Source organism: Streptomyces qaidamensis (assembly GCF_001611795.1).
Taxonomy (GTDB): Bacteria; Actinomycetota; Actinomycetes; order Streptomycetales; family Streptomycetaceae; genus Streptomyces; species Streptomyces qaidamensis.
Window position 1 is genome coordinate 8,835,821 of the sequence record NZ_CP015098.1, and the last position, 24,720, is coordinate 8,860,540.

The 24,720-nt window shown below is 71.5% G+C and carries 25 protein-coding genes; 11 read left to right on the forward strand and 14 right to left on the reverse strand.

Translation table 11 applies throughout. The annotated features are described in order from the left end of the window. Positions 1 to 48 precede the first annotated feature (48 nt). Complete coding sequence (locus tag A4E84_RS38735; protein WP_062931009.1) at positions 49 to 864, forward strand: carbonic anhydrase; 816 nt, start codon at positions 49 to 51, stop codon at positions 862 to 864. Between the two features lie 46 nt (positions 865 to 910). On the opposite strand, the gene A4E84_RS38740 is transcribed toward A4E84_RS38735, so the two are convergent. Together A4E84_RS38740 and A4E84_RS38745 are read right to left on the reverse strand one after the other, a co-directional pair. Next, positions 911 to 2,302, reverse strand: coding sequence for a hypothetical protein (locus A4E84_RS38740; RefSeq protein WP_062931010.1), 1,392 nt, complete (start codon positions 2,300 to 2,302; stop codon positions 911 to 913). Between the two features lie 117 nt (positions 2,303 to 2,419). Further along, entirely contained in the window at positions 2,420 to 4,138 is a 1,719-nt protein-coding gene (locus A4E84_RS38745; RefSeq protein ID WP_062931011.1) for a VanW family protein, read from the reverse strand. A gap of 217 nt (positions 4,139 to 4,355) precedes the next feature. Here A4E84_RS38745 and A4E84_RS38750 point away from each other — a divergent pair, with 217 nt between their 5' ends. The 3 genes from A4E84_RS38750 (at position 4,356) to A4E84_RS38760 (ending at position 7,433) form a co-directional block, all read left to right on the forward strand. Beyond that, positions 4,356 to 5,621, forward strand: a complete 1,266-nt coding sequence (locus tag A4E84_RS38750) for a glycosyltransferase family 4 protein (protein WP_062931012.1) — start codon at positions 4,356 to 4,358, stop codon at positions 5,619 to 5,621. Then, positions 5,618 to 6,583, forward strand: a complete 966-nt coding sequence (locus A4E84_RS38755; protein WP_237305086.1) for a transferase — start codon at positions 5,618 to 5,620, stop codon at positions 6,581 to 6,583. Before A4E84_RS38750 ends, A4E84_RS38755 begins: the two co-directional genes overlap by 4 nt. Before the next feature lie 190 nt (positions 6,584 to 6,773). Further along, on the forward strand, positions 6,774 to 7,433 hold the full coding sequence (locus tag A4E84_RS38760) for a YceI family protein (RefSeq protein WP_062931013.1): 660 nt from the start codon (positions 6,774 to 6,776) through the stop codon (positions 7,431 to 7,433). 15 nt (positions 7,434 to 7,448) lie between these two features. Here A4E84_RS38760 and A4E84_RS38765 read toward each other — a convergent pair whose 3' ends face one another. From A4E84_RS38765 to A4E84_RS38790, 6 genes are all read right to left on the reverse strand, one after another. Beyond that, positions 7,449 to 7,946 (reverse strand): hypothetical protein, encoded by a 498-nt coding sequence (locus tag A4E84_RS38765; protein WP_062931014.1) that lies wholly within the window; start codon positions 7,944 to 7,946, stop codon positions 7,449 to 7,451. Between the two features lie 56 nt (positions 7,947 to 8,002). Continuing rightward, a complete protein-coding gene (locus A4E84_RS38770) occupies positions 8,003 to 8,998 on the reverse strand; it encodes an MASE1 domain-containing protein (RefSeq protein WP_062931015.1) in 996 nt (331 codons plus the stop codon). 59 nt (positions 8,999 to 9,057) lie between these two features. Further along, on the reverse strand, positions 9,058 to 9,888 hold the full coding sequence (locus tag A4E84_RS38775; RefSeq protein ID WP_062931016.1) for a PP2C family protein-serine/threonine phosphatase: 831 nt from the start codon (positions 9,886 to 9,888) through the stop codon (positions 9,058 to 9,060). Positions 9,889 to 10,012: 124 nt separating this feature from the next. Further along, positions 10,013 to 10,816 carry a DUF817 domain-containing protein gene (locus tag A4E84_RS38780; protein ID WP_062931017.1) on the reverse strand — a complete coding sequence of 268 codons (804 nt, stop codon included), beginning with the start codon at positions 10,814 to 10,816 and terminating at the stop codon, positions 10,013 to 10,015. Between the two features lie 27 nt (positions 10,817 to 10,843). Next, positions 10,844 to 11,458 carry a hypothetical protein gene (locus A4E84_RS38785; protein WP_062931018.1) on the reverse strand — a complete coding sequence of 205 codons (615 nt, stop codon included), beginning with the start codon at positions 11,456 to 11,458 and terminating at the stop codon, positions 10,844 to 10,846. A gap of 19 nt (positions 11,459 to 11,477) precedes the next feature. Beyond that, positions 11,478 to 12,476 carry an inorganic phosphate transporter gene (locus A4E84_RS38790; protein ID WP_062931019.1) on the reverse strand — a complete coding sequence of 333 codons (999 nt, stop codon included), beginning with the start codon at positions 12,474 to 12,476 and terminating at the stop codon, positions 11,478 to 11,480. 139 nt (positions 12,477 to 12,615) lie between these two features. Here A4E84_RS38790 and A4E84_RS38795 point away from each other — a divergent pair, with 139 nt between their 5' ends. The 3 genes from A4E84_RS38795 (at position 12,616) to A4E84_RS38805 (ending at position 15,552) form a co-directional block, all read left to right on the forward strand. Then, a complete protein-coding gene (locus A4E84_RS38795; protein WP_062931020.1) occupies positions 12,616 to 13,215 on the forward strand; it encodes a DUF998 domain-containing protein in 600 nt (199 codons plus the stop codon). Positions 13,216 to 13,312: 97 nt separating this feature from the next. Continuing rightward, complete coding sequence (locus A4E84_RS38800) at positions 13,313 to 14,518, forward strand: glycoside hydrolase family 64 protein (RefSeq protein WP_062931021.1); 1,206 nt, start codon at positions 13,313 to 13,315, stop codon at positions 14,516 to 14,518. Between the two features lie 362 nt (positions 14,519 to 14,880). After that, positions 14,881 to 15,552, forward strand: coding sequence for a hypothetical protein (locus tag A4E84_RS38805; protein WP_062931022.1), 672 nt, complete (start codon positions 14,881 to 14,883; stop codon positions 15,550 to 15,552). A gap of 91 nt (positions 15,553 to 15,643) precedes the next feature. On the opposite strand, the gene A4E84_RS38810 is transcribed toward A4E84_RS38805, so the two are convergent. The 3 genes from A4E84_RS38810 to A4E84_RS38820 form a co-directional block, all read right to left on the reverse strand. Continuing rightward, positions 15,644 to 16,069 (reverse strand): DUF6003 family protein, encoded by a 426-nt coding sequence (locus tag A4E84_RS38810; RefSeq protein ID WP_062931023.1) that lies wholly within the window; start codon positions 16,067 to 16,069, stop codon positions 15,644 to 15,646. A gap of 106 nt (positions 16,070 to 16,175) precedes the next feature. Then, complete coding sequence (locus tag A4E84_RS38815) at positions 16,176 to 16,361, reverse strand: hypothetical protein (RefSeq protein WP_062931024.1); 186 nt, start codon at positions 16,359 to 16,361, stop codon at positions 16,176 to 16,178. Positions 16,362 to 16,384: 23 nt separating this feature from the next. Beyond that, positions 16,385 to 17,152 carry a restriction endonuclease gene (locus A4E84_RS38820; protein ID WP_062931025.1) on the reverse strand — a complete coding sequence of 256 codons (768 nt, stop codon included), beginning with the start codon at positions 17,150 to 17,152 and terminating at the stop codon, positions 16,385 to 16,387. A 981-nt stretch (positions 17,153 to 18,133) separates the two neighbouring features. Here A4E84_RS38820 and A4E84_RS38830 point away from each other — a divergent pair. Further along, entirely contained in the window at positions 18,134 to 18,442 is a 309-nt protein-coding gene (locus A4E84_RS38830) for a hypothetical protein (protein WP_062931027.1), read from the forward strand. Between the two features lie 33 nt (positions 18,443 to 18,475). Here A4E84_RS38830 and A4E84_RS38835 read toward each other — a convergent pair whose 3' ends face one another. Then, entirely contained in the window at positions 18,476 to 20,080 is a 1,605-nt protein-coding gene (locus A4E84_RS38835) for an FAD-binding oxidoreductase (RefSeq protein ID WP_062931028.1), read from the reverse strand. A gap of 65 nt (positions 20,081 to 20,145) precedes the next feature. Between A4E84_RS38835 and A4E84_RS38840 the strand changes: the two genes are divergently transcribed. Then, positions 20,146 to 20,778 (forward strand): TetR/AcrR family transcriptional regulator, encoded by a 633-nt coding sequence (locus A4E84_RS38840; protein WP_062931029.1) that lies wholly within the window; start codon positions 20,146 to 20,148, stop codon positions 20,776 to 20,778. A gap of 16 nt (positions 20,779 to 20,794) precedes the next feature. On the opposite strand, the gene A4E84_RS38845 is transcribed toward A4E84_RS38840, so the two are convergent. Continuing rightward, positions 20,795 to 22,129: an alpha/beta fold hydrolase gene (locus A4E84_RS38845; protein ID WP_062931030.1), complete on the reverse strand. Its 1,335-nt coding sequence runs from the start codon at positions 22,127 to 22,129 to the stop codon at positions 20,795 to 20,797. A 68-nt stretch (positions 22,130 to 22,197) separates the two neighbouring features. On the opposite strand from A4E84_RS38845, the gene A4E84_RS38850 reads away from it, so the two are divergent. Beyond that, positions 22,198 to 22,815 carry a TetR/AcrR family transcriptional regulator gene (locus A4E84_RS38850; protein ID WP_062931031.1) on the forward strand — a complete coding sequence of 206 codons (618 nt, stop codon included), beginning with the start codon at positions 22,198 to 22,200 and terminating at the stop codon, positions 22,813 to 22,815. 370 nt (positions 22,816 to 23,185) lie between these two features. Here A4E84_RS38850 and A4E84_RS38855 read toward each other — a convergent pair whose 3' ends face one another. After that, on the reverse strand, positions 23,186 to 24,154 hold the full coding sequence (locus A4E84_RS38855) for a helix-turn-helix transcriptional regulator (protein ID WP_062931032.1): 969 nt from the start codon (positions 24,152 to 24,154) through the stop codon (positions 23,186 to 23,188). Between the two features lie 136 nt (positions 24,155 to 24,290). On the opposite strand from A4E84_RS38855, the gene A4E84_RS38860 reads away from it, so the two are divergent. Continuing rightward, the gene (locus A4E84_RS38860) at positions 24,291 to 24,686 is read left to right on the forward strand and encodes a RidA family protein (protein WP_062931033.1); all 396 of its coding nucleotides are present in this window, start codon (positions 24,291 to 24,293) and stop codon (positions 24,684 to 24,686) included. The last annotated feature ends 34 nt before the right edge of the window (positions 24,687 to 24,720 follow it).

Genomic DNA, 24,720 nt, shown 5'->3' on the forward strand with positions numbered 1-24,720 from the left:
AAGGGCAAGGAACGCGACCGCGCCCGGATCGGCGCATACGTTCGGGCCGTGAACACAGATTCCGCTGCCCACAGAGGCGCCGGCCGCGCACCGCACCCCTTCGCCGCCGCACGGCCCACCACCGGCGGTACCGTCCGCCGCACCCTGCTGCGCACCGCCCTGACGGGGGCCGCAGCGCTCGGGGCGGGCCTCGGCGCCGCCCGGCCGGCTGCCGCCGCCACCCCCACCCGTGACACCGAGCCGAGGCCCGCCACCCTCACCAGGGACACCCGGCCGAGGCCCGCCACTCCCGCCGATGCCCTGCGGGAGCTGGCCGCGGGCAACCGCCGCTGGCGCGCCTTCCGGGAACGCCACCCGCACGAGGACCCCGCCCTGCGCCGGACGCTGGCCACCGGCCAGCACCCCTTCGCGGTCGTCCTCGGCTGCATCGACTCGCGCGTGCCCCCGGAGCTCGTCTTCGACCAGGGCCTCGGCGACCTGATGACCGTGCGCACCGCAGGCGAGGTGCTGGACGAGGCCGTCCTCGGCAGCGTCGCCTACGGCGTACTGGAACTCGCCATACCCCTGGTCGTCGTCCTCGGACACCAGTCGTGCGGCGCGGTCCGGGCCGCCGTCGAGGCGGAGGAGTCAGGGACGAAACTGCCCGCCCACATGCAGTACCTCGTCGACCAGATAGGCCCGGCCATCGACCGCGGCAAGGAAGGGGACGCCCGGATCGACGCGACCGTGAGCGCCAACGTCCGGCTCGTACGCTCCCGGCTGGCCGCGGAACCCGAACTGGCCGCCAGGATCGGCACGGGCAAGCTGGCGGTCGTCGGTGCCCGTTACGAACTGTCCACCCAGGCGGTCCACCGCCTGGCCTGACCACCCGCCCGGTCCGCTGCACGAGACAGCGGACCGGGCCGCTCCATCACGCCCGCAGCGGGTTGTACCGCGCCGCCGCCATCACGTACCAGGCGGTCGCCCCCGTGTGCCGGTACGGGTAGTAGCCGAAGCCGAATCCGGTGTCCAGCGGACTGCTCGCGGACACCACCCCGCAGCGCTCGGGCAGCGCCTTCCCGCCGACGGTCTGACCACCGCCCAGCAGGTCCTGGGCCTGTTCGGTGGACGCGATCAGACGCCGGGCGCGCCCCTCGTCACCCCGCGCCCCCCGGTCGCGCAGGGCGAGCGCCAGGTGGGCCGTCCCCTCGAACCACACGCCGTTGCGATCGGGCTTCGGCTGGCCGGCCGCGATCGGAGCGTCCTCGTTCGCGAGGAGGCTCGCCGAACTGAAGGTGACACCCTCGTACGACTGCCCCGCCGGCACCGTGCTGTTGACGCGTCCGGAGTGGTCCGTGACGGCCAGCTCGGCCGCGGCCCAGTCCAGCGAACGGGAGTGGCGGCGGGAGCCGAGCGCGAGGTGCGTCCAGGTCTGGGTGTCCTCCGGGACCGGGGACGTGTTGACCGTGACACCGTCATTGGTGCCGGTGTAGAAGAAGCCGCCCGACGGCTCCCACATCCGCCGCACGAACGCCTCGGCCCGCCGCCGCCGTTCCAGCCACACCCGGTCGCCGGTGAGCCGGGCGAGCCGGCCGAACAGGCAGATCAGGTCGGTGTTGTGCTCGGTCGAGGTGAACGGCAGCTTCTGATTCGCCCCGTCGACCCCGAACTTGAAGCCCCCGAGGGGCTCGTCGGTCCGGCCGTTTTGCTCGATCCACTCGCCGATCCGCACGGCACCGTCCAGGAAGCGGCGCGCCCCGGTACGCCGGGCGAGGGCGCTCAGCGCGATGCCCGCCCAGGCCATGTCACCCACGGCGGTGCCGGTGAAGCCGAACTGCGTCCCGACGTTGACGGTGCCGTCCGACCGCACGAAGCCGTCGGGCTGGAGCGAGCCGTCGTAGAAGGTGTACGGCCCGACGTTGTAGGCCTGCCGGAGCCTGCCGTCGTCGTACGCCGGGTCGTGGACCTGGGCATGGAGCAGCGCGTCGCCGAGCGCCTTGGCCCTGGTCAGACCGGCCGAGGTCGGGGCCGCGAGGTGGGCGAGGATCGCGAGGGCGTTGTCGTAGGTGAACGCGGTGCTGAACAGGCCGGCCTGGTCGGTGTAGCTCTGGGCCAGACTCAGGGCGCCGTGGTCGGGGTAGGCGTCCATGGCGGCGGCGAGGAAGGCCAGTCCCCTGGCCGGGGCCGATGCGGGGCGCGCACCGGCGGGACCGGCCGCGACGGCCTGCGCCGAGCCGGCGGCGGTGAGCCCCCCGGCAGTGATGCCGAGTCCCGCACCGATGAGCGAACGCCGGCTGAGCGCCGGGCCTTGTCTGCCAGTCATGGATCTCCCTTGAGAGCGCTCTCAATCCCGTGCGCGCTCATTGTGCTGGCGCTCCGGGGCGGGGTCAACGCTCCGGTCGGAAGGGGGTGTTGACGGGGAAGGCGAACAGGATGCGGATCACTCGCAGACGATCTCGTCCCGCGGCGTGTAGTGCGTGCGGTACGGCTCCCGCTTCACTTCCCGTCCGTCGTTGTAGAAGACCCGCTCCACGGTGACGTCGAACCCTTCGAGCGGGGTCTGCGGGACGCACTCCTTGTCGTCGCTCACCTTCTTCGCCGGCTTCTTCACCTCGGTGCGCGGGCCTGTGACCGACTTGATCTCGTCGTACTTGCGGGTGCCGAGGAAGGAGACGGTGACGGAGGTGTCCGTGGACTCGGCCTGGATGTAGACGGCCTTGCCGGAGTCGTTGGCGAAGCGCAGATCCAGGCTGCCCCACGCGACCGTCGCCTCGCGGCCCTCCGGGTAGCGCTCGATGTAGAACGAGTGCGCTCCGTGCTCCACGGGCTTGAGCCCGGCGAAGAACAGCGCGTTGTACACAGTCGTCGCCACCGACGAGACACCGCCGCCGGACGCCTTCGTGAACTTGTCGTCCAGGATGATGATGCCGTCCATGAAGCCGTTGGCCTCGGTGCGCTCACCGACGGTCCGGTTGAAGCTCCAGGTCTCGTCCGGCCTGACGACGGAGCCGTTGATGAGTTCCACCGCCCGGCCTATGTTCTTCGTGCGGTACTCGGCCGGTTCGAAGTGGACGGTGAAGGAGGACATCTTCTCCGTCAGCCCCAGCTCGGCGGCGTTCTCGCGGGTCACCTCGGGCCGGGTCTCGCGCACCTCCACCTCGCCGCTGCGGGCGGCGCCCGACGCGGTGAGCAGCGGCAGCACGGCCTTGCCCAGCGCCTTGTCGGTGACCGACCGGCCCACCGTCGCATCCTCGGCGACCACGGCCTTGTCGCCCTCCGGCCGCAGCTTCGCGTTCTCGGCGGTCGTGGTGATGTCGTCCAGGGGACCGGCCACGGACGACTCGGCACGCAGCCCCTTCACGTCGAGCTTCGGTCTCAGCTCGCCGCTGCCGTCCGGCCGCATGGTCAGATGCTCGCCCAGGGCTTCCTGGCCGACCGTGAACCGCCGGCCTGCGGCGGTGAGCGTGACGGGGCCCGACACGGCCGGCTCCGCGAAGGTGCGTACCGCCCGCTCCACCTCCCCGGCGGTGACCCGAGGGCGGGTCTCGCGGGTGGGCAGGGGAGTGGCCGTGCGGGTGTCACCGCGCAGGAAGGAGTCGCGCAGGGGCCGGAGCGCGGCGTTCACGTCCAGCGCGTACCCCGTCCGCGGCGTGACCGTCTTCACCCGGCCGCCGTCGAACGCGACGCCGCCGTCCCTGACCTTCTGGTCGAGGCCCTTCGCCAGCCGCCCGAGGGCTGACCGGGCCTCGTCCTCGTCGAGGTTCACGACCGGCTCGATGTCGCCGCCCGAGCGGAAGAACCCGCCGAACACGCTGACCGGATCGGCGCCGGTGCGCGCCGCCCGGTCGACGGTCTCCTCGACGTCGTAGGAGAGGCCCGCGCGCTCCGGATCGACCCGGCCCGTGCGGTCCCCGACCTTGACGGGCAGCTCCCGGGCGCCGGCCACGCTCAGCTCCCGTTCCAGCTTCCGCACCGCCTCCGTGCGGCTCAGCCCCCCGATGTCCACCCCGCGCACGGTCGTCCCGGAGTCGATCTGGCCGCCCGCGAGGAGCAGCCCGGCGAGATACAGACCACCGGCCCCCACGGCCAGCGCGCCGCCGGCCAGGGCGACGGGCGGGAGGGAGGTGATGCGCGGGACGAGGGTGGTACGGGGGCGCATGGGTCTCCAGAAGATCGATACGAGGGTGCACCCGATGACGCGACGATGCGCGGGCAAACACATCAAGCTATCCACACATCAGGGGCGAACCGGTATGGCCCAGACCACTTATGTCCGAGATCATTCCGGAACCGGCCGGACCGGCCCGTCCGTCGGGGCCGGGCACAGAGTGGTAACGGCGAACAACGGTCGGGTCGTTGACACGGTCTAGGCCACCATGAAGATCTCTTTCCTGATTCACAACGCCTACGGAATCGGAGGCACGATCACCACGACGTTCAACCTGGCGGGGGCCCTGGCCGAACGGCACGACGTGGAGATCGTCTCCGCGTTACGCCACCGGGAAGACCCCAACCTCGTCCCCGATCCACGGGTGCGGCTGCGGGCGCTGGTGGACCTGCGCAAGGAGGCGGACCATCCGCTGCACCAGAGACCGGCGAAGGTGTTCCCGGCCGCCGAGTACCGCCATCACCAGTACAGCGAGCTGACCGATGAGCGCATCGGCGAGTGCCTCGCGGCGCTCGACGCCGACGTCGTCATCGGCACCCGCCCGGGCCTCAACGTGCACATCGCCCGCCAGGCCCCGCAGCACGTCCTGCGCGTCGGACAGGAGCACCTCACGCTCGACAACCACTCGCCGCGACTGCGCACCGCCCTGCGCCGCGCCTACCGCCGCCTCGACGTGATCACCACCGTCACTCAAGCGGACGCCGCCGCCTACCGGCGCAAGATGTGGCTGCCCGGCGTCCATGTGGAGGCCCTTCCGAACAGCGTCCCCGACCCCGCCCTGCCTCCCGCCGACAGCACCGCCAAGGTGATGATCGCCGCGGGCCGCCTGGTTCCGGTCAAGCGCTACGACCTCCTCATCGAGGCGTTCGCCCGGGTCGCCGCCGTGCATCCGGACTGGCAGCTGCGCATCTACGGCAAGGGTGAGGAGCAGCCCAGGCTGCGGGAGCTCATCGAGCGGCTCGGTATGTGGAACAACGTGTTCCTGATGGGGGCCGCCACCCCCATGGAGGCCGAGTGGGTCAAGGGCTCGATCGGCGCGGCCGCGTCCAACTTCGAGCCGTTCGGCATGACCATCGTCGAGGCGATGCGCTGCGGACTGCCCGTCGTCAGCACCGACTGCCCCTACGGCCCCGGCGAGATCATCGCGGACGGCACCGACGGCAGGCTGGTACCGGTCGGGGACCGTGACGCGCTCGCCGCCGCCCTGCTGGAGCTCGTCGGCGACGACGAGCGCCGCCGCCGCATGAGCCGGGCCGCCCTGGACAACGCGCGCCGCTTCGCCCCCGGCCCCGTCGTCGCCCAGGCCGAACGCCTCCTGGAGGCCGCCGCTGCGGCCAGGAGCACCGGCCGGACGGCCACCCCGCAGCACCACCGCACCCAGAGCGCCCTTACCGGCCGCGGCCACGCCGCCCGCGACGCCGCCCACGCCGCTGCCTCCGGCGTACTGCGCTCGATACGAAAGGGACGCCGATGAGCACTCCGGAAGACAGGACGACGGAGGAGCCGCGAGAGGGCGGGACGCCGGGCGCGCCGCACGAGGGCATGACCCCGGGCGTGCCGCGCGAAGGCGTGACGCGGGGCGCGCCTCATCTGGGCGCGACGCCGAGCACCGCGCAGGCCACGACGGCGGGCCCGCAGCTCGGCTCCCCCCTGCGCGCCGACTGCGCGACCGACATCGACGGCCGGATCACCTTCCGCCTGCCGCCGTTCCCCGGCGCACACCCCCGGCTGCTCCTGCGGCTGCGGCCCAAGAAGGGGCGCTCGGAGACGACCCGGCACCTCCTCGACCTGGACTCCGACCGGCCCGACGGCCACCGGCACGCCGTGCTGGAACCGCACCCCCTCCTCGACGAGGGCCGCTGGGACGTGTACCTGCTGCCGGAACCGGGTGCCGAGCGCCGGCGGCTGCGACCCGGCCTGCGGGATCTGCGCAGCCTCGTCGACGGCCACCTGCGCGACCGCCCCGCGCCGGTCGCGGTCAGGATCCCCTACGTCACGAAGGACGGCTTCCTCGCCCTCAGGGCATGGCGGCGCACCGCCCACGTGGAGGCCCGCACCATCGACGTCACGGACCGGACCATGACGGTCACGGCCCGTCTGCACGGCGCCGAGCTCCATGCGGACGCCACCGTGCGTCTGCGTCTGCGCGGCACCGACACCGTACGGACCCTCCGCCCCCGGACCGACGACGACGCCAGGGGCTTCTCCTTCACCGTCGGGCCCGGGGACCTGGCGGACGGCGGTGGGGGAGCGGCCCGCGTCTGGGACGCCTTCGTCCGCCCGGCGGACGGTGCACCGCCGATCAGGGTCGGCCGGCTGCTCGACGACGTGGCGGACCGCAAACACGTGTACGTCTACCCGGCGATCGAGAGGGACGGTTCCGCTCTCCGCCCCTACTACACCGTCGACAACGACCTCGCGATAGAGGTGACGTAAGACCGATTCGCCGAAATGCCCGAAATGAAAATCCCTGGAGTTTCGGATGGTCGTTTCGGTGATGTGCCGCGACAGCGATGTGTGGATTTTGTGCAAAGCGGCGGCAAAAGGGGCCAGGGGCTTGTTCTCAACAGCCGCAAATCGGGAGGGGACTTGCGGCTATAACCAAACTCAAGTACCTAGATGAATCATGAACCTGTTCAACCGCGTTGTGCCGTCCCGCCGGCAGGCACAGCTCCCCCCACAGCGCCCCGTCGGCGCACCGGCATCCTCCACCGCCGTGCTGCCGGACCCCAACCTGGCCGACCTGTCCGGTGAATGGGTCGTCGACCCCGCGCACAGCAGGATCGGCTTCTCCGTCCGGCACGCCATGGTGACCACCGTGCGCGGTTGTTTCCTGGAGTACGAAAGTCGGCTCTACTTCGACGCGTACGACCCCACACGGTCACGGGCCGACATCACTCTGTTCACCGCGAGTGTGGATACCGGTGTGGAACAACGCGACGCGCACTTGGTCGGCCGTGACTTCCTCGACGCCGCGACCTATCCGCGGATGCGCTTCACGAGCACGGGGGTGCAGCAGACGGGCCCCGACCTGTTCAGCATGTCGGGGGAACTGACCATCAAGGGGGTCTCCCGTCCCGTCGTACTCGACATGACCTATATCGGGAATGTCACCGACCCCTTCGGCTACGACCGGGTCGGTTTCGACGGCACCACCACCATCAACCGCTCCGACTGGGGCCTGACGTACAACAGCAGGCTGGCCGAGGGCGGCGCGATGGTGAGCGAGAAGGTGCGCCTGCAGCTCGACATCGCCGCCATCCGTACGGCGCCCTCGGGCGGCTGACCGCGCCACGGCGCGTCACGACGGGGTGTCGGCCCCGGCCACGACCCGGAATGTGGCCGGGCCGAGCGTGAGGACCCCGTCGCTCAGAGGGCTGCACCGCACGCCGCCCCGGCCGCGCAGGGCCCGCTGCGCCCCGGGGCCGATGGTCACGTCCATCCACGCGCAGGGCCGGGCGGGGCGCTTCACGGCGAACACCACCGGCCCGGTGCCGCAGTCGAGCGAGATCGTGGCACCGACGTGCGCATCGATGTCGATGCCCCTGAGCAGGATGTTCCGCCGGGTGTGCCGCAGATCGGCGTCGGGCGGGAGGTTCTCCGCGGCCATGATGGTCACCGCCGCGTTGCGGTGGGCGGGCCGGGCGTAGTAGCGGTCGCCGACCAGTCCCAGCTCGCTGCGCACCTCGACCCGGCTGACCCGCTCGTCGGACGGACCGGGGGACACTCCGTCGGACGGCCGTCCGGACATCCGGTGCGCGGGCGACACCAGGAGCTGCAGTACCTCCACCTCGGTCATGACGCCCACCCTACGTTTCGGCAACCCACCGTCGAGTGGCCCCGAGCCTCAGCCAGTCACTCCCGCCGCCCGGGCCCGCGGTCCTCCAGCGGAGCCCGGCCGTCCGCCGCCTCGCCCGCGGTCAGATGTTCCAGGACCTCGACCAGTTCCTGGCAGGCGCGCTCCACGGAGCGCCGTGTGTAGATCTGCTCGGTGATCACTGAGGACAGGATCAGGGCGGTGAGTGCCATCGCCCCGTTGAAGGCCTGCAGCTTCATCATCACCTCGACCCGGCTGATTCGTTCGAACGGCCCCACCCGGTCGGTCGCGGCCACCGTGGTCATGACGGAGGCGAACAGCGCGCACAGCAGGCTGCCGGCCAGCTGGAACCGCAGAGCCGCCCAGATCAGCAGGGGATAGACGAGGAACAGCAGACTGACGGAGCTGCGCGCGGCCAGGGGTACGAGGCAGCAGGCGATGACGGTGAGCCCCACGGCCTCCTTCCAGCGCGACAAGGGCAGCGGCAGGCGCACCCGGGACAGCAGGAGCAGTACCGGCGTGACGATGAGCACGCCCATGGCGTCACCCACCCACCAGGCCAGCCAGACCGCCCAGAAGCCGGACGGTTCGATCCTGTCGGTGGCGAGCAGGGTGCCGGCGCCGGTGGTCGCGCCGATCAGCATCGCGGTGAACGCGCCGAGGAAGACCAGGGCCAGCCCGTCCCGCAGCCGGGCGAGATCGGTGCGGAAGCCGGCCCGTCGCAGCAGCAGGTAACCGACGACGGGGGCGGCCGTGTTGCCCGCCAGGACGCAGAGAGCGGACGGCGTCAGGGAGGTGAGGGAGAGGATGACGAAGAAGGCGCCCAGGGCGATACCGGGCCAGCAGCGCAGCCCGAGAAGGAGCAGGCAGGCCACCGAGACGCCGGTGGGCGGCCAGATGGGGGTGACGACCGCGCCTTCGACGACCAGTTCCCGCAACAGCCCCAGCTGCGCCGACCCGTAGTAGCAGGCGGCGACGGCCGGCGTCTGCAGAGCGACGACGACCGGCTTGCGCAGATCCTGGCTACCCACCACAGCAGCCATGAGACACCGGGGCCGCAGCCCCGGCGAGGCGGGAGCGCGTGTCGTGCGCCCTATGGCTGAGCGTCCGGCCCGTCGAGGCCGACCACCAGGACGGCGGCGTCGTCGTCGTGCCCCACACGCTCGGCCCCCTTGATCACGGCGGCCGCGAGTGTGTCCACGTCCATGCCCGCCACCGCCGCGATGCCCGCGAGCCGCGTCACTTGGTCCAGGCCCTCCTCCAGCCGCATCGACGGGCCCTCCACGACACCGTCCGTGAGCAGGACGAACACGCCGCCCGTGGTGAGTTCGTACCGCGTCACCGGGTACGGCATCCCCGCCTGCACCCCGAGGGGTGGCCCGCCCTCGTCCTCGGTGACGCCGGACTTCCCGTCCGCCGTGGCCCAGATGCAGGGCAGATGGCCGGCCCGCGCGCTCTCCAGCACCCCGGCACACGGGTCGAGCCGCATGAACGTGCAGGTGGCGAACAGGTCGGAGCCTAGAGACAGCAGCAGATCGTTGGTCCGGGCCAGCACTTCGCCCGGTTCACTGGTGACGGAGGCCAGCGCCCGCAGCCCGGCCCGCACCTGTCCCATGAAGGCTGCGGCCTCGATGTTGTGGCCCTGGACGTCGCCGATGGCCAGACCGATCCGGCCGTCGCCCAGGGTGAAGGCGTCGTACCAGTCGCCGCCCACGTTGAGGCCCTGGCACGCGGGTGTGTAGCGCACGGCCAGATGCAGCCGACGGGCGACGGGCAGGTCCCGCGGCAGCATGCCGCGCTGCAGCGCGATCGCCAGCTCGACCCGGGACCGCTGCATCTCGGCCTGCGCGCGCGCCTGAGCTGTCAAGGCCCCGAGCCTGGTCAGCAGCTCGTCGCCGTCGTCCGTCGTGCCGGTGCGGGACATTGATCACTCCGGCGAGAAAGGCCACGGTAGGTGACGACCGAGAAGGTAAATCACCTGATTTACGTCCATAGGATGATACGCAGGTGAGCGCTTCAGCGACGACTTCACGCCCCTCCGGGAGCCCTCACGGAGCTGGTCGCTCCGCTCCGGGATCCGTCCGTCGCCCCACCGCCGCCAGTACGAACGTCACACTGATGAGCAGCGCCCAGGCCCCGAACTTCTCCACCCCCACCGGCTCCCAGCCGTGCTGCTGATACGGATAGCGCCACGCGCCGACCAAGGTGGCCAGATTCTCCGCCACCCACAGGAAGAACCCGATCAGCACGAAAGACAACGCCAGCGGCATCCGCCGGCGCACCCCCCGTACCGTGAAGCGCACCGACGTCCTCAGCGTGACGGCCACGAGCAGCCCGGCCAGCACCCAGCGCGCGTCGGGCAGCCAGTGGTGGCTGAAGAAGTTGACGTATATGGCCGCGGCGACCACGGCCGTCGCCCGGGGCCGGTACCGCACGAGCTCCAGATCGAACAGATGCCAGGCCCGGCAGACGTAGCTGCCCACGGCCGCGTACAGAAACCCGCCGTACAGGGGGACACCGGCGAATTTCAGCACGCCCGGCTCCGGGTAGCTCCAGGAGCCGAGCGCCACCTTCACCAGCTCGAAGGCCAGACCGATGACATGGCAGACGGCGATGACGGTGATGTCCCGCCCGCTCTCCCAGCCGCGAGCCCAGAACAGCAGCGTGAGCAGCACACCGTAGACCACCAGCAAGTCGTAGCGAGCCACCGGCAGTTCGGGCAGAAGCGCGGACACGGCCACGCCGGACAGCAGGGCGAAGGCGAACGCGCAGGCCCGCGTCTGCGTCCAGGCGAACGCGAGCAGCTGGCGAACCGGTGCGGCCAAGGGGCCGGCGACGCTTGCAGGGATCATGGTGCCCTGTAGGACGGACCGGTTCGCCTACCGGTTGCAGTGAACCTCCCTGCCCGCAGCCAGGGCGCCCCCGCACTCCCGCGCCTGAGCCGCGGCCTGCCGCAACAGCCGGGACAGCAGCCGATCGGCTTCCGGCGCGGCGCACAGCACCCGGAGCGCCTGCTCCAGGCGTCGGCGCCCCGGCCCGCGCCACCACAGCAGATCGGCGATCCGGACCGACGGACCACCGGCGGGCGCGTCGGCGAGTCGCTCCGCCCTCCGCCGGCACGCCCGGCCGTTCCGCGCCAGACGCCGCGACGCGGGGCGCACCCGGCGTGCCGCGTCCACGACCATGCCGACGAGCAGCGGCGGGTAGGCACGGCCCGCTGGGCGGGCGTCGGCGAGGTCGGCGGCCAGTGGCCACAGGGCGTGCCGGGCGTCGTCGCCGACGCTGTCGTTGACCACCCGGGCCAGGGCCGCGAGCGCCGGATGCGTCCCGGCCGGGCTGTCGGTGAAGCGGCCGGTGGCCAGCAGTCCGGCGGCCTCCATCAGACAGGCACCGTCGTCCGGGTGCAGATGGGCGAAACGCGCCGGCACCGGAAGGCCGGACGGGAGCCGGGCAGGCGACTCCACGGACGCCGGGCGGCCGGGAAGAGCGATCATGGGCGGCCTCCGACTGTGCTCACACAGGCGTGACGGCGTGCAGGAAGAGGTAGAGCGCCGCGGCAGGGACCCCCGCGCCGGGAAACGTGAGGAGCCAGGCGGTGCCGATCGAACGGGCCACCTGCCAGCGTACGTCGGAGAAGCGCCGGGTGGCCCCGGAACCCAGGATGGCGGCGGTGATGGTCTGCGTGGTGGAGATCGGCGCCTTCACCAGGAACGCGGTGGTGTAGAGGACGGCCGCGGCAGCGGTCTCGGCGGCGAAGCCGCGCGGCGGATCGAGGTGCACGATGCGCCGCCCCAGGGTGGTGATGATGCGACGCCCGCCGCTGTACGTACCGGCGGCCATGGCGGCCGCCACGGCGGCGATCACCCACACCGGCACCGAGAAGTCGTCCTGCCAGCCGGCCGTGACCAGCGCCAGCACGATGACCCCCATGGTCTTCTGCGCGTCCTGCAAGCCGTGCCCCAGCCCCATGGCGGCGGCCGAGACGGTCTGCGCCATACGGAACCGCCGTGTGGTACGCCGAGGCGCTGAACGGCGGAACGCCCACAGGATGCCCGTGTGCAGCAGGTACCCGAGCACCACGCCGACCAGCGGGGACAGCAGCATCGGCAGGATGACCTTGTCCAGGATGCCCGACCAGTGCACTGTGGCGGAGGCGGCGAGCGCGGCACCGACCAGGCCGCCGATCAGGGCGTGCGAGGACGAGGTGGGCAGGCCTCGCCACCAGGTGAAGACGTTCCACCCGATGGCGCCGATGAGCGCGCACAGGACGAGCAGCAGCCCTGAAGTCGCCTCGGGAGCCCCGATGATGCCGCTTCCGACGGTCTGGGCGACCTCGGTGCCGAGGAAGGCGCCGCAGAAGTTCATCACCGCGGCCATGACGAGGGCCACGCGCGGTGTCAGGGCCCGGGTGGAGATGGAGGTGGCGATCGCGTTGGCGGCGTCGTGGAAACCGTTGGTGAAGTCGAACGTCAGTCCCACGATGATGATCAGCACCACGAGTGTCAGCTCCATGCGCGATCACCTCCTGCCGTCCGGCCGCAGGCTTCCATCGTGCGCACACCGGAGGGAGACCGGCTGCGCGACTACGCCACGTGAGGCGAGCCGCCCGACGGAACCCGGGGACACGGATGCCCCGCTTTACGGTGTCCTGATGCGATCTGTTCCTACATGGGCTCTGGTGTCATCGGGGTGCGCGCCGCTCTTCCTGATCCTGGGCTGGCTGGTGGCGGCGTCGCTGCAGGGTCCCCCCTACGACCCCGCAGCCCAGACGATCAGTGTCCTGGCCGCGCCCGGGAACTCGGGGTCCTGGGTGATGACAGCGGCGTTCATCGCGCTGGGGTTCTGTCACCTGCTGACGGCCTGGGGCCTGCGCCCGGCCGCGACCGCGGGGCGGACGGCCCTGGCGGCCGGAGGTGTGTCGGCGCTGGCGGTGGCCATGTTCCCGGCGCCGAGCAGCGGCGGGTCCCTGAGTCATGGTTCCGTGGCCGCCGTGGCCTTCACCCTCCTGGCAGCCTGGCCCGTCCTCGCGGCCCGGGCCGGTACCGCCGTGCCGTGGGCCCTGCGCCCCTTCCCCTCTCTGGCGGCGACCGCGGTCATGGCGGCCGGCGCGGCCTGGTTCCTGATCGAGCTGCACCTCCACGGCGTGGCCGGCGTGGCCGAGCGCGCGGTGACGACCCTCCAGTCGGTCTGGCCCTTGGTGGTCGTCCACTCCTGCCTGCGCGGATCCCCGCGCGACGGGTGCCGGCGCTGACCGAGCAGTCCGAAGCATTGACAGGTACGGACCAAGAGACGACTCTGAGAGCGCTCTCAAAGTTCTGAATCGGTCAACTGTTGAACGGAGGCAGCGCGTGTTGCGAACTCTCAGGCGCCGGGCCACGGCCGCGGGGCTGTCCCTCGCCACGGTGCTCGCCGGCTCACTGCTGGCGACCGGGACGGGCGCTCCGGCCCACGCCGCCGTCCCGGCGACGATCCCACTGAAGATCACCAACAACTCGGCCCGCGGCGAGCAGCTGTACATCTACAACCTCGGCACGGAACTCTCGACCGGTCGGCAGGGCTGGGCCGACGCGGCCGGCACCTTCCACCCCTGGCCGGCGGGCGGCAATCCGCCGACCCCCGCTCCCGACGCCTCGATCCCGGGCCCGGCCGCGGGCCAGTCGGCCACGATCCGCATGCCCAAGTTCTCCGGCCGCGTGTACTTCTCCTACGGCCAGAAGCTGGCCTTCAGGCTCACCACCGGAGGCCTGGTCCAGCCGGCGGTGCAGAACCCGTCCGACCCCAACCGGAACATCCTGTTCAACTGGTCGGAGTACACGCTCAACGACTCCGGCCTGTGGATCAACAGCACACAGGTCGACATGTTCTCCGCCCCCTACGCGGTGGGAGTGCAGCGAGCCGACGGCAGCACCGCGAGCACCGGCCGGCTCAAGCCCGGCGGATACAACGGCTTCTTCAACGCCCTCAAGGGGCAGCCCGGCGGCTGGGCCAACCTGATCCAGACCCGCTCCGACGGCACCGTACTGCGCGCGCTGTCACCGCTGTACGGCCTGGAGACCGGCGCCCTGCCGGCCACCGTCATGGACGACTACATCAACCGTGTCTGGCAGAAGTACTCCACGTCGACCCTGACGGTCGCCCCCTTCACCGACCGGCCCGGCACGAAGTACTACGGCCGGGTCTCCGGCGGCGTCATGAACTTCACCGACAGCGCCGGTGCCGTCGTCACCACCTTCCAGAAGCCGGACGCATCCTCCGTCTTCGGCTGCCACAGGAGGCTCGACGCCCCGAACGACCAGGTGCGCGGGCCGATATCGCGCACCCTGTGTGCCGGCTTCAACCGCTCCACGCTGCTGGTCAACTCCAGCCAGCCCGACGCCAGTGCCGCCGACTTCTACAAGGACAACGTCACCAATCACTACGCGCGCAAGATCCACGCGCAGATGGCGGACGGAAAGGCGTACGCCTTCGCGTTCGACGACGTGGGCCACCATGAATCGCTCGTCCACGACGGCAACCCGCGCCAGGCCTACCTCACGCTCGATCCCCTCAACTGAACGGCCCGGCATTGCCGCCGGCTCCGCGAACCGAACGCGGTGCCGGCGGCTTTGCCGTATCCCGCGGCTGCGGGGGCGGCCCGGGGCTCCGCTCCGTCGCCGGGGCGTGGCCGGGGGCGAAGGGGCTGCCCGAGGGGTGGTTCCGGGGTCAGGAGCGGCGCGGGGAGTTCGATGGCGGGTCGGCGACCACGAAGTTGGCTGTTCATCAGTTCTGACAATCAATTACAACTTTGCCGGCTCTTGGTGTAGCTCGACAGTCGATTACGTGAGCCTCATGGGCATCACCCGTCGACCACAACCCCGCCCAGAGCAAGGGCACTTGTGGTCACATTCCCCCCACGCACTGGTGAGAGGCACCGACGATGACGATGAACCACGCCCTGCGGTACGGCAGCCGCACGCTCGCGTTGACGGCGACCGCCCTGGGGGTGATCGCGACGGCGGTCCCGGCCGCCGCCGAGGACCAGCCCACCGCGGAGCAGATCCTGGCCGATTGCGCTTCCGGAGGGGGCAAGTGCAGCTTCAACTCACCGCGGCTCGGCAAGGCCTACCTCGGTGAGCCCCGCCAGGTCTCCGAACTGCTCTTCAACTGCACCGACTCGCCCGCCTCCCAGTCGATGTCGTGGGCCGACACCGTGGGTTCATCCCACTCGGTGGGAGGCTCGGTCACCGTGGGCGGCGGTATCGAGGGCATCATCACGGCCAGTGTGACCGCGACGTACAACTACACCTGGCAGAGCTCGCACACGGAGACGAGTTCCTTCACCGTCACCGTGAAGCCGGGAGAAGTGGGCTGGATCTCCCGCGCCCAGGTCATGCGGCAGATATCCGGCACGTGGCAGACCCACTACGACGACCCCAAGTGGGGCCACTACTACTGGTTCGTGCCCGACACGGTCACCGGCCCGGCCCCGAACGGCACGGACGGCAAGCACAGCGCGGTCGTGGTCAAGTCCCGCAAGATGACGGCCGACGAGAAGAAGCTGTGCGCCGGCGGCTCCACCCAGGACAAGGTCTTCACCCGCAGCCGCTGATCCAGCCCGCCTCGGCAGTCAGGGAGGAGGCACGCGGGCTGACGACCGGCCCCGTCAGATGGTTCTCGTCCGACGGGTGCCCGAAGCGTCGTCAACTGCTCGCGGCGGCGTTCACCGCGGCGGGATCGACCCCGGTCAGTTCGACGATGCGGTGCGGAGCCACACCGGCGGCCAGGGCTCGTCCGATCAGGCCGTCCCGACCGTCCGCGCAGTCGCGGTAGGCGAGCAGTTCCTCCTCGACCCGGGCCAGCGGCTCCGGCGCCATCTGGTGGCGCAGGCGGTTCAGCTCCTCCTCGCTCAGCGGGACGGGCAGCCGTTCCGCTCCCTCGGGCACGGCCGCCCTCTCCTCCGGCGGCAGCAGACGCAGGTGCGGCGAGGTCGGCGAGCTTCCCTGAGCGTCGAGCCAGGCGCGCACCGCGGGAGTCTCCATGCAGGCGAGTTCACCGACGGCCGCCGGAACCACGCCGAGCTGCGCGGACGCGTCGTCAAGCAGGAACAGGTAGGCGTCGTCGGTCATCCTCGGCTCCTTCTCACCACGGTGCTGATCGACATGCCATTACCCCGCTGCGCTCGGAATATCGCCCGATCACCGCTGAGAGGGAAGACCACCCGCATGACGGGACTCACTCGGGGACGGCGGCGCGGCGCCGGGTCTCGGTGAGGTGGGTGCCGACGTACGAGGCGAGGACGAGCGGGTCCCTGGGCTCGTCGGCGCCGAAGGCGATGCGGAGCAGCAGGGTGACGCCGTCCAGGGCGATGCCTTCGCGGGCGAGGACGAAGATCCAGCGTGAGGAAGGCGGCGCGGGCACATGGGCCGCGTTCGCCGGGCATCTCAGAACGCGGCACCGGTTGTCTCCCACCCGGCCGCCCCGCCGCCCGGGGCCGCGTCCCAGGGCCGGGGACCGGTGCCGACCGTCCACGCCTCCAGCGTCTCCCGGTCCACGCACACGATCCCGCACTGCTCGGCGTACTCCAGCGCCGGCGCTGTGAAGTCACTCGTACTGACCAGCACGGCGACGTCGGCGTCGTGCACGGTGAAGCAGGTGCCGCCGAAGCGCTGCAGGTCCTGCGAACCGACCCGATGGGACTCGCCGTACTGCTTGCACTGGATGACGACGCGGCGCCCGTCGGGCGTCGCGGCCACGACATCGGCGCCCAAGTCCCCTGCGCCTCCCACGACGTCGGCACCCGAGCAGCCGTCCCGTTCGCAGAGCGCCGCGATCGCCTCCTCGAACTCCTCCGGCGTCAGGGCGTCGTAGTCGACGACGACGTCGGCGGCCGCCCGCTGACGGGGAACCGGTGGAGCCTCCAGCGCCTCGGCCGCCTCCCTGGCCGCCTCGTCGAGTGCTGCGGCGGCCCGGCGCGCAACTTCCGCCACGCGCATCCGGCGCCGTAGACCCAGCCAAACCGCGACAGCCAGCACGATCAGGACGAACATCCAGGCAGGACGCCGCTCGACGGTGTTCGCCGCCACGCGGGCGGCGAGGCCCAGGACACTCACGACCACTGCGAGAAACAGGAAGAACAGGGCCGTCGACCTAAGGTCGAACCCATACCGGCGGCGCTTCACGAGCCGCGTGCGCTGCGGAGGCACTGTCACGACATCCCCCCTCTTGGGACCGACAGCAAGATCACTCCCACCGTGTTCCCAAGATCACCGGCTTCACCGCTCCCGCCGCCACCGGCCTGGGGGCGCCGGTCGCGCGGCGTCATCGTTCCCGGAGGCGCCGCCACCACCAATGTCCCGCGGTCCACTCGCTCACCCACCCCGGATTCGGAAGCGTGCGGCGCTCGGACTCCGCGTCGATCCGCTCCACCAGGCGACCTCCGCGCCGGCACCTGCCCCGGCCCGCGCGGCACCCGCACCGGCTCCGGCGCCCGCGCCCGCCTCCGCACCGGCGTCCGCCTCGCCGCCCCGCCAGATCCGCCCGGGCCCCGGTGGGCAGGTGCCGCAGAGCCTCTTCCAGGTCGTCTCGACCGTCCTCGATCTCGATGCCGGGACTGTCGTAACGACCCTCCAGGTAACGCCCCGGATGACTGAAGGCCCTCGAAGCGGCTGAGAGCCACAGCGACGGCATCTGGTCACAGGCGTTCGGCCTCAACAGGCAGCACAGCGGCCCGAGTTCGGGCCGACACGGTCGGAATCCGGCGAACCGGCGTGTGCTTGAGGGCCGCCACCGCTCGGCGCGGACGGCCTTCGGGCGCCTACGCGGCATTGCCCTTTCGGATCAGCACCATGCCGGCATCCTGCCACAGCCGACCACGCCGCGGGTCTTGTCCGCGACCGAGTCCGAGCCCCAGCCCACCGAAGCACTCCAGCCGGCCATTTCGGCCGCGCGCCCGGCCCTCGGCAAGCGGTGCTGAGAAGACCTGTGACAGGTCCGCACGCACGCGTGCAGCGAGATAGGGTCACGCCCATGGGAAACGCGCGTTCGACAGGACCGATGGGCTTCTGGTAGCCCGCCAGGACACTCCTGGCGGTGGCTGCGATCGGAGTTCCGTGACACGCACCGCTCATCACCTTCCCCCTGCGCACAGCCGGAGTGCACACGCCTCCCCGTCAGGAAAGCCCTGGCGCTCCGTGATCCTCTACGACCTCAGGTACAGCGCACGGACCTTCACCGATGCCGCACGACAGTCCGGCCGGCCCCAACCTCGCACGGTCCGCCGGACGGTGGCGGTCTACTCGTTCGCCCGACACCAGCGGGACCGATCCGTGGCCGAGTGGTCCGCGACGGAGGAACGCCGGGCGCGGCAGCGGCTGCGGGCCCAGGCAGGCGCTCTCCTGCGGCTGGTGCGTTCCACCGCCGACGAGCTCGCGCTCGATGCGGTGGACACGATCGACATCGTGCCGGCGCGTCACCGGCGTAGCTCGCTCTGGCTCGCATAGCGGCCGGTGCGCATCGGAGTTGAGGAGAGCCGGTCAGTCGATCAGGACGCCCGGGTTGAGGATGCGATGGGGGTCCAGGGCGTCCTTGGCGGCGCGCAGCGCCAGCGCGAAGGGATCCGGGCGCTGGAGGTCGTAGCCGGGACGGTGGTCGCGGCCGACGGCGTGGTGGTGGGTGATGGTGGCGCGGTAGCGGTGGAGGACGTCGCTCGCGGCAGCCTTGATGTCGTCCCAGATCCGCACTTCGTCGTCCGGACGACCGGCGACGGCCACGGTGAAGTAGGGCGCGGCGCCGTCGGGGTAGACGTGCGTCAGGCGGCAGTTGACGGTGGCCGGGTGCCCGGTGGCCTTCGACGCGACGGAGCCCACCTCGGTACGGACGGCGTCGATCAGGGCCGGAACCCGGTCCCAGGTGGCGGCGGTCTCGAAGGTCTCGACGACGGCGCCCATGCGGGCCAGGCCGTCCCGCAGATAGGGCATGCGCAGGAATGCCGAACGCCAGGCGCTCACCGCCGTGTCGCCCGGGGCGTCGCCGTCCGCCGCCGGTGTCCCGCCCCGGCCGCCATGGGCGTGGGCCAGGTCCAGGGCGCTCGCGAGGCGGCCGCCGACGGGCGAGGCGGCGGACTCGAAGCCCAGGACCAGGACGGAGGAGCCGTCGTGGGAGGCGCCGGACAGCAGCGCCTCGCCCGGATCGAGCAGGCGGCAGTTGGCGGGGGAGAGGTCGCACCGGGCGATGGCGCGCACCGCCTCCAGCGCCTGTTGGAAGTCGGCGAACGCCACCGACGCCGAAGCCTTGTGGCGTGGCCGCTCCTGGAGGCGCATCCACGCCTCGGTGATGATGCCGAGCACGCCCTCGGAGCCGAGGAACAGGCGGTCGGGCGAGGGCCCCGCGCCGGAGGCGGGCAGCCGCCAGGATGTGCCCGGCCCGGCGGGCGTGACCACGCTCAGGGACTGCACGAAGTCGTCGATGTGTGTGCGGCCGGTGGCGTAATGACCTCCGGCTCGGGTGGCCAGCCAGCCGCCGAGAGTGGAGAACTCGAAGCTCTGCGGGAAGTGGCGCAGGGTGAGGCCGTGGGACCGCAACTGCGCCTCCAGCACGGGACCGAGCGCCCCTGACTGGATGCGGGCCGAACGGCTGACGGTGTCGACCTCCAGGACCCGGTCCATCGACGTCAGGTCGAGTGACAGCACGGCCCGGTGGGCGTCACCGCGGTACTCCACGCCGCCGACCACGGAGGACCCGCCGCCGAAGGGGATGACGGCAACGCCCCGCCCGCCGGCCCAGTCCAGCAGATCGGCAATGTCCCGGTCGTCGGTCGGGCGGGCGACCAGGTCGGGGATCCGGCCCGGACGGCCGCGCAGGGCCCGGATGACGTCGCGGTAGGCCTTGCCCATGGCGTGGGCTGCGCGCACGTCGGGATCGGTCGTGACGAGGTGCGCCAGCGCGGTCGGAGGTGTCACGCCGGGGCGGCCGATCGGCAGGTCGGCGACCCGGGGCACCGGCAGCGGGCGGGGCAGGGTGCCCGGCAACAGGGCCCCCAGCGCCACGCATTCGGCGTCGTCGGGGTGGGCATCCGTGTACCCCCAGCCCCACCAGGAGCGGGTGCGGGAGGTGCCGGGGCCGGAGGGTGAGGCAGACATGTGCGCTCCCAACGAGGCCGGTGAAGTGACCTGTCGGAAAATTACCGTAGGGTAATATTCAGCTCATGACAACGCCCCCCTCCAAGGCCGGCACCAAGGGGGTCCCCAGGGCCGCCCGCGAACGACAGCTTCTGGACGCGGCGACCGAGGAGTTCGGACGCCGCGGCTACGAAGCCACCACCGTGGCCGCTGTCGCCACCCGGGTCGGCGTCACCAAGCCCCTGCTGCACCACTACTTCGGCAGCAAGCAGGACCTCTACCTCGCGTGTCTGAACCCCGTGGGCGACCGGCTGCTGCATGCCGTCCGCACCGCCATGACCGAGTCCGCCTCCGCCGCGCAGCCCACCGCTCTGCGCGTGCTGCACGCCCTGTTCACCGCCCTGGACGGGCAGCGCGAGGCATGGTTCGTCCTCTACGACACCACGCTGCCGCCCGACAGCGACGCCGCCCGCCGCGCTGCGTACTACCGCCGCGCCATCGACGACCTCGCCGCGACCGGCACCGCCGACCTCCTGCGGACGACCGGATCCGGCGACCCGCTCGACGCCGACGCCCTCGCCTACGCCTGGCGTGGTCTGTGCACCGCACTGGTCCGCTGGTGGGTCAGCCACCCCGACCAGTCGCCCGAAGCCATGACGCAGCGCTGCGCACGGCTCTTCGCAGCCGGCCGTACCCTCCTCGCGGAGGCTTCGGAGTGACGTCCTGCGTCGCCCTTCACGTGTGGTCGCGCAGGAAAGAGGGGATCTCGTCGCGCGTCGGACGGTTCGCCAGGGGTGCCGGCTTGTTCTGCAGGAACGCGGTGATGACGGCGGCGGCGCGGTCGTCGTTGTCGTCCAGGCCGTTCCACATGTGGTGTCCGACTCCCGGCATGACGTGCGTCCGGCGGACGGCGGGGGCGTGGGCGAGGATCTCGGTCGCCCATCGCCGGACCTGTGAGGAGCACTCGGCGATCATCAGCAGGGCGGGCGTCCGGGACTGCTTCAGTCGCGGCACGATGGAGGGCGAGTCCTTGATGGTCTGCTGGACCCGGAGGCTGGCGGCCGCGCTGAACGAGAAGTTCCGGGCGGTGTCCTCGACGGGGATGCGGTGGGCGTCGCGCGCGCAGTAGGCGGACGCCGTGTCGCTGCCGAGGTCTGCGGCCCTGAAGGCGTTACCCCCCTCGGCCTGCCCGATCAACCCGGTCTCGGGGGTCAGCAATCCGAGTCGCATGAGGCCGAACGCCACGGCGTACCGGGGGAGGTGCGTGGAGCGCGGTCCGGTCATGGCCGGTGCCAGATTCCGTGCGGACGTCCGGCCCTTGGGCCCCGTGATACGCGCGGTGGGCCCGTCCATGGGTCCGGGATCGGCGATGACCGCCCGGTGCAGGCGTGCGGCCACGCTCGGCTCCGCCAGGGCCCGGGTGAGCACCACTCCTCCTGAGGAGAACCCCAGAACGTCGACCTTGCCCTTGCCCAGGCGGTCCGTGAAGGCGCCGAGGTCACGGACCGACCTGGAGATCGAGTACTGGTCCATGGGCAGCAGGTCGCTGCGGCCGCCGCCGGCCTGTTCGTAGGCGTAGACGTCGTAGCCCCGCCGGGCCAGGAGTCGAAGGAACCGGTGGTCGAGCACCGAAATGCCCCGCACCGGCCCGCCGTTGAGGTACACGAGCGGGACCGGATACCGCGGGCCGGTGTTCGCGGGCGGGTAGTGGTACACCGCGACCCGGCTGCCCGTGGCCAGGCTCCAGTGCTGCGTCGCCACGAACGGAAGGGCGGGTGGGGGCTGCCGTGTCGTCGGCACGGTCGGGATGCAGACCGTCGCCGTCAACGCCGCCGCGACGGCCACCGGCAAGAACGTCACGAGCCGCGCCCGCGGGCTGCGGCGCCTCGCCTGCCATATCGCGAGGCCGGCCCCGGCGCCAAGGGTCGCCCCCCATGCGGCCCAGCCCGAGCCGGCCCCGTCCGTGAGGGCGATCAGGGCGACGAAGAGGACGGCCAGAGCCGCCACGGCCGCCAGGGACAGGAGTAACCGCCCGGTGGCGTGGAGGATGCGGGGGGCGGACAGGGACATGGCGGACCTCCATCAGTTTCATAACGCTGTTTCAAAACGACGTTATCAGAGGAGGTAGGCTGTCGGTCGTGGGTAGGCCGAAAACGAACGACCACGCCGTCAAAGAGCGGCTCGTGGCGTGCGCGAGCGAGATGCTGGCCACGGGGCCGCGGGAGTCGGTCACGGTCCGCGCCGTGGCCGCCGCCGCCGAAACGTCGACGACGGCGGTGTACTCGCTGTTCGGTGGCAAGGACGGGTTGATCGGCGCGGTGCGTGACAGAGCTGTCGCCGGCCTGTTCCAGGAGGTGTCGGCGGTGCCGGCCACCGCGGATCCTCTGGCCGACCTCTATGCGCTGGCCGTCGCCTACCGTCGGTGGGGGTGCGGCCACAGTCACCTGTACACGGTGCTGTTCGGGGGTGTGCAGTCCTTCGACCCGTCGGGCGAGGTCGGTGTCAACGACCCGATCGGTCCGCTCCTCGCGGCGATCGAGCGCGCCCGGGCGGAATCCGTTCTCGACGGCGAGGCCACGTCGATCGCCCTGTCCGTCTGGGCGGCCATGCACGGACTCGTGACGCTCGAACTGGCCGGTGCCCTCGACGCCGCCACGGCGGAGGCCGCCTTCCGGTCGACGATGCACGCCACGCTCCGCGGATGGACGACCCCGGCGGTGTTCAGCAGCCTCCGCCGAGCCGAGTCCGCTCCTTGAGGTGATGGACGCGGGCGCTCGGGTACCGGACGAGCGCGTCGCCTGGATCACCGTGGGCGGCGAGGCGCGGCAGGCCGGACGGACCCTCGTGCCGTTCAGGCGACGCTGCGTGACGGCCACCACGGCTACCGCGGCCAGAGCGAGGCGGGCGGACGGGGCGGCAGAGCGCGAGCGCGTATTCGAGATTTCCAGGGTGCGAAGCGGGTTGTCCGGCGAGCCGCTCGGACGACCTCAGCCTGTTCCGCGATGCGTCCCAGCCGCCACACAAGACGGTCACTACGGGACGCCGGAAGGCTGAAGCGGGCGCTTGCCGGCACAGGCGCCGGCAGCCCGGATCGGCATGCCGGGACGCGGACGGGCGACCGGCCTCCTACGCGTCTGCGTACCGCGCGGCCATCGCGGCGGCGCGGTCGCGCAGGGCGGTGCGCAACGCCCCCGGAGCCAGGGCTTCCGCGTCCGTGCCGAGCTGCCACAGCGCCCACTCGGCGTGCCGTAGATCCTGGAACGTCACCTCCAGCCTCAGCCGGCCGTCGGCGTCGGGTTCCGCGGTGCGGACGGCCACCGCGCTGCTCAGCAGTTCTTCCCGCCGCTTCGGGTCCACCCGCACCAGCACGGCGATGTGGTCGCCGGACAGGAACCGGGCACAGCGTTCCCGCCAGACCCGGTCCAGATCGACCCGGTCCGGTCGCTGCGCGGCTTCGGGGAGTTCCTCGGCCGCCAGCACCCGCGACAGCCGGTAGGTGCGGTCCGCGCCGGATCTCGTGGCCAGTAAGTAGCCACGGTCGCGCACGGTGACCAGACCGATCGGGTCGACCGTGCGCCACTGCGGTGACTGGCCCGTGGCCGCGTAATGGATGCGCAGTTTGTGTCCGGCGAGCACCGCGCGCCGGATCTCGAACATGGTCGCGTCGGGCACCTCATCGGTGACCGCCCGGCGTGAGAGCAGGTCGGTCTCCGGCTCGACGAGGAATCGCCGGGCCGCGTCGCTCGCGGTGGCCTGATGGCTTTCGGGCAGCGCGTCGACCACCTTGCGCATGGCCGAGGCGAGCGCCGAGCCGAGGCCGAACGCCTGCTCGCCGCGCCCCGATCCGGCGGCCGACAGCGCAAGGGTCTCGTCGTGGTTCAGGCCGGTGAGCTCGGTCCGGAAACCCGGCAACAGCGCGAACCCGCCGTGCCGGCCGCGTTCGGCGTAGACCGGGACTCCGGCGGCCGACAGCGCCTCGATGTCGCGCAGCACCGTACGGGTGGACACCTCCAGCTCGCGGGCCAGCGTGTCCGCGGTCAGCCGACCGCGCTGACGCAGCAGCAGCACCAGCGAGACCAGCCGATCGGCGCGCATGCGAGGAGCTTAACGAATACATGACCAAGGGTGTCGTGATTCGTTGGAAGGCTCTTCAGCAGCGACGTCGACGACGGTGGCAACCGCGCCGCTGGACGTACGCACTCCCCATGACCCGAATGGAGCGGATGTGGCAGTGGAACGAACGGCGATCAACCCGGTGACGTGGTCGGCCGAGCTGGGGTTCAATCAGGGTGAGGTCGTCTCCGGGCACACCCGGACCCTGTACTGCTCCGGACAGACCGCGATGGGCGAAGACGGCAAGCCCCGGCACGAGGGTGACATGGCCGCACAACTGGCGCTGAGCCTCGACAACCTGGAGGCCGTGCTGGGCGAGGCCGGCATGTCCCTCGCGAACCTCGTCCGGCTCGACGTCTACACCACCGACGTCGATCTGCTGTTCCCGCACTACGGAGTGCTGGCGTCGCGGCTGGGCGCCGCCGGGGTGGCACCGGCCACCACGATGCTCGGGGTGACACGGCTGGCAGTCCCCGGTCAGATGGTGGAACTCGAAGGGACCGCCGTCGCGTGACGCGACCTCGCCGCTTCGTGCTGCTCGGGCCGGC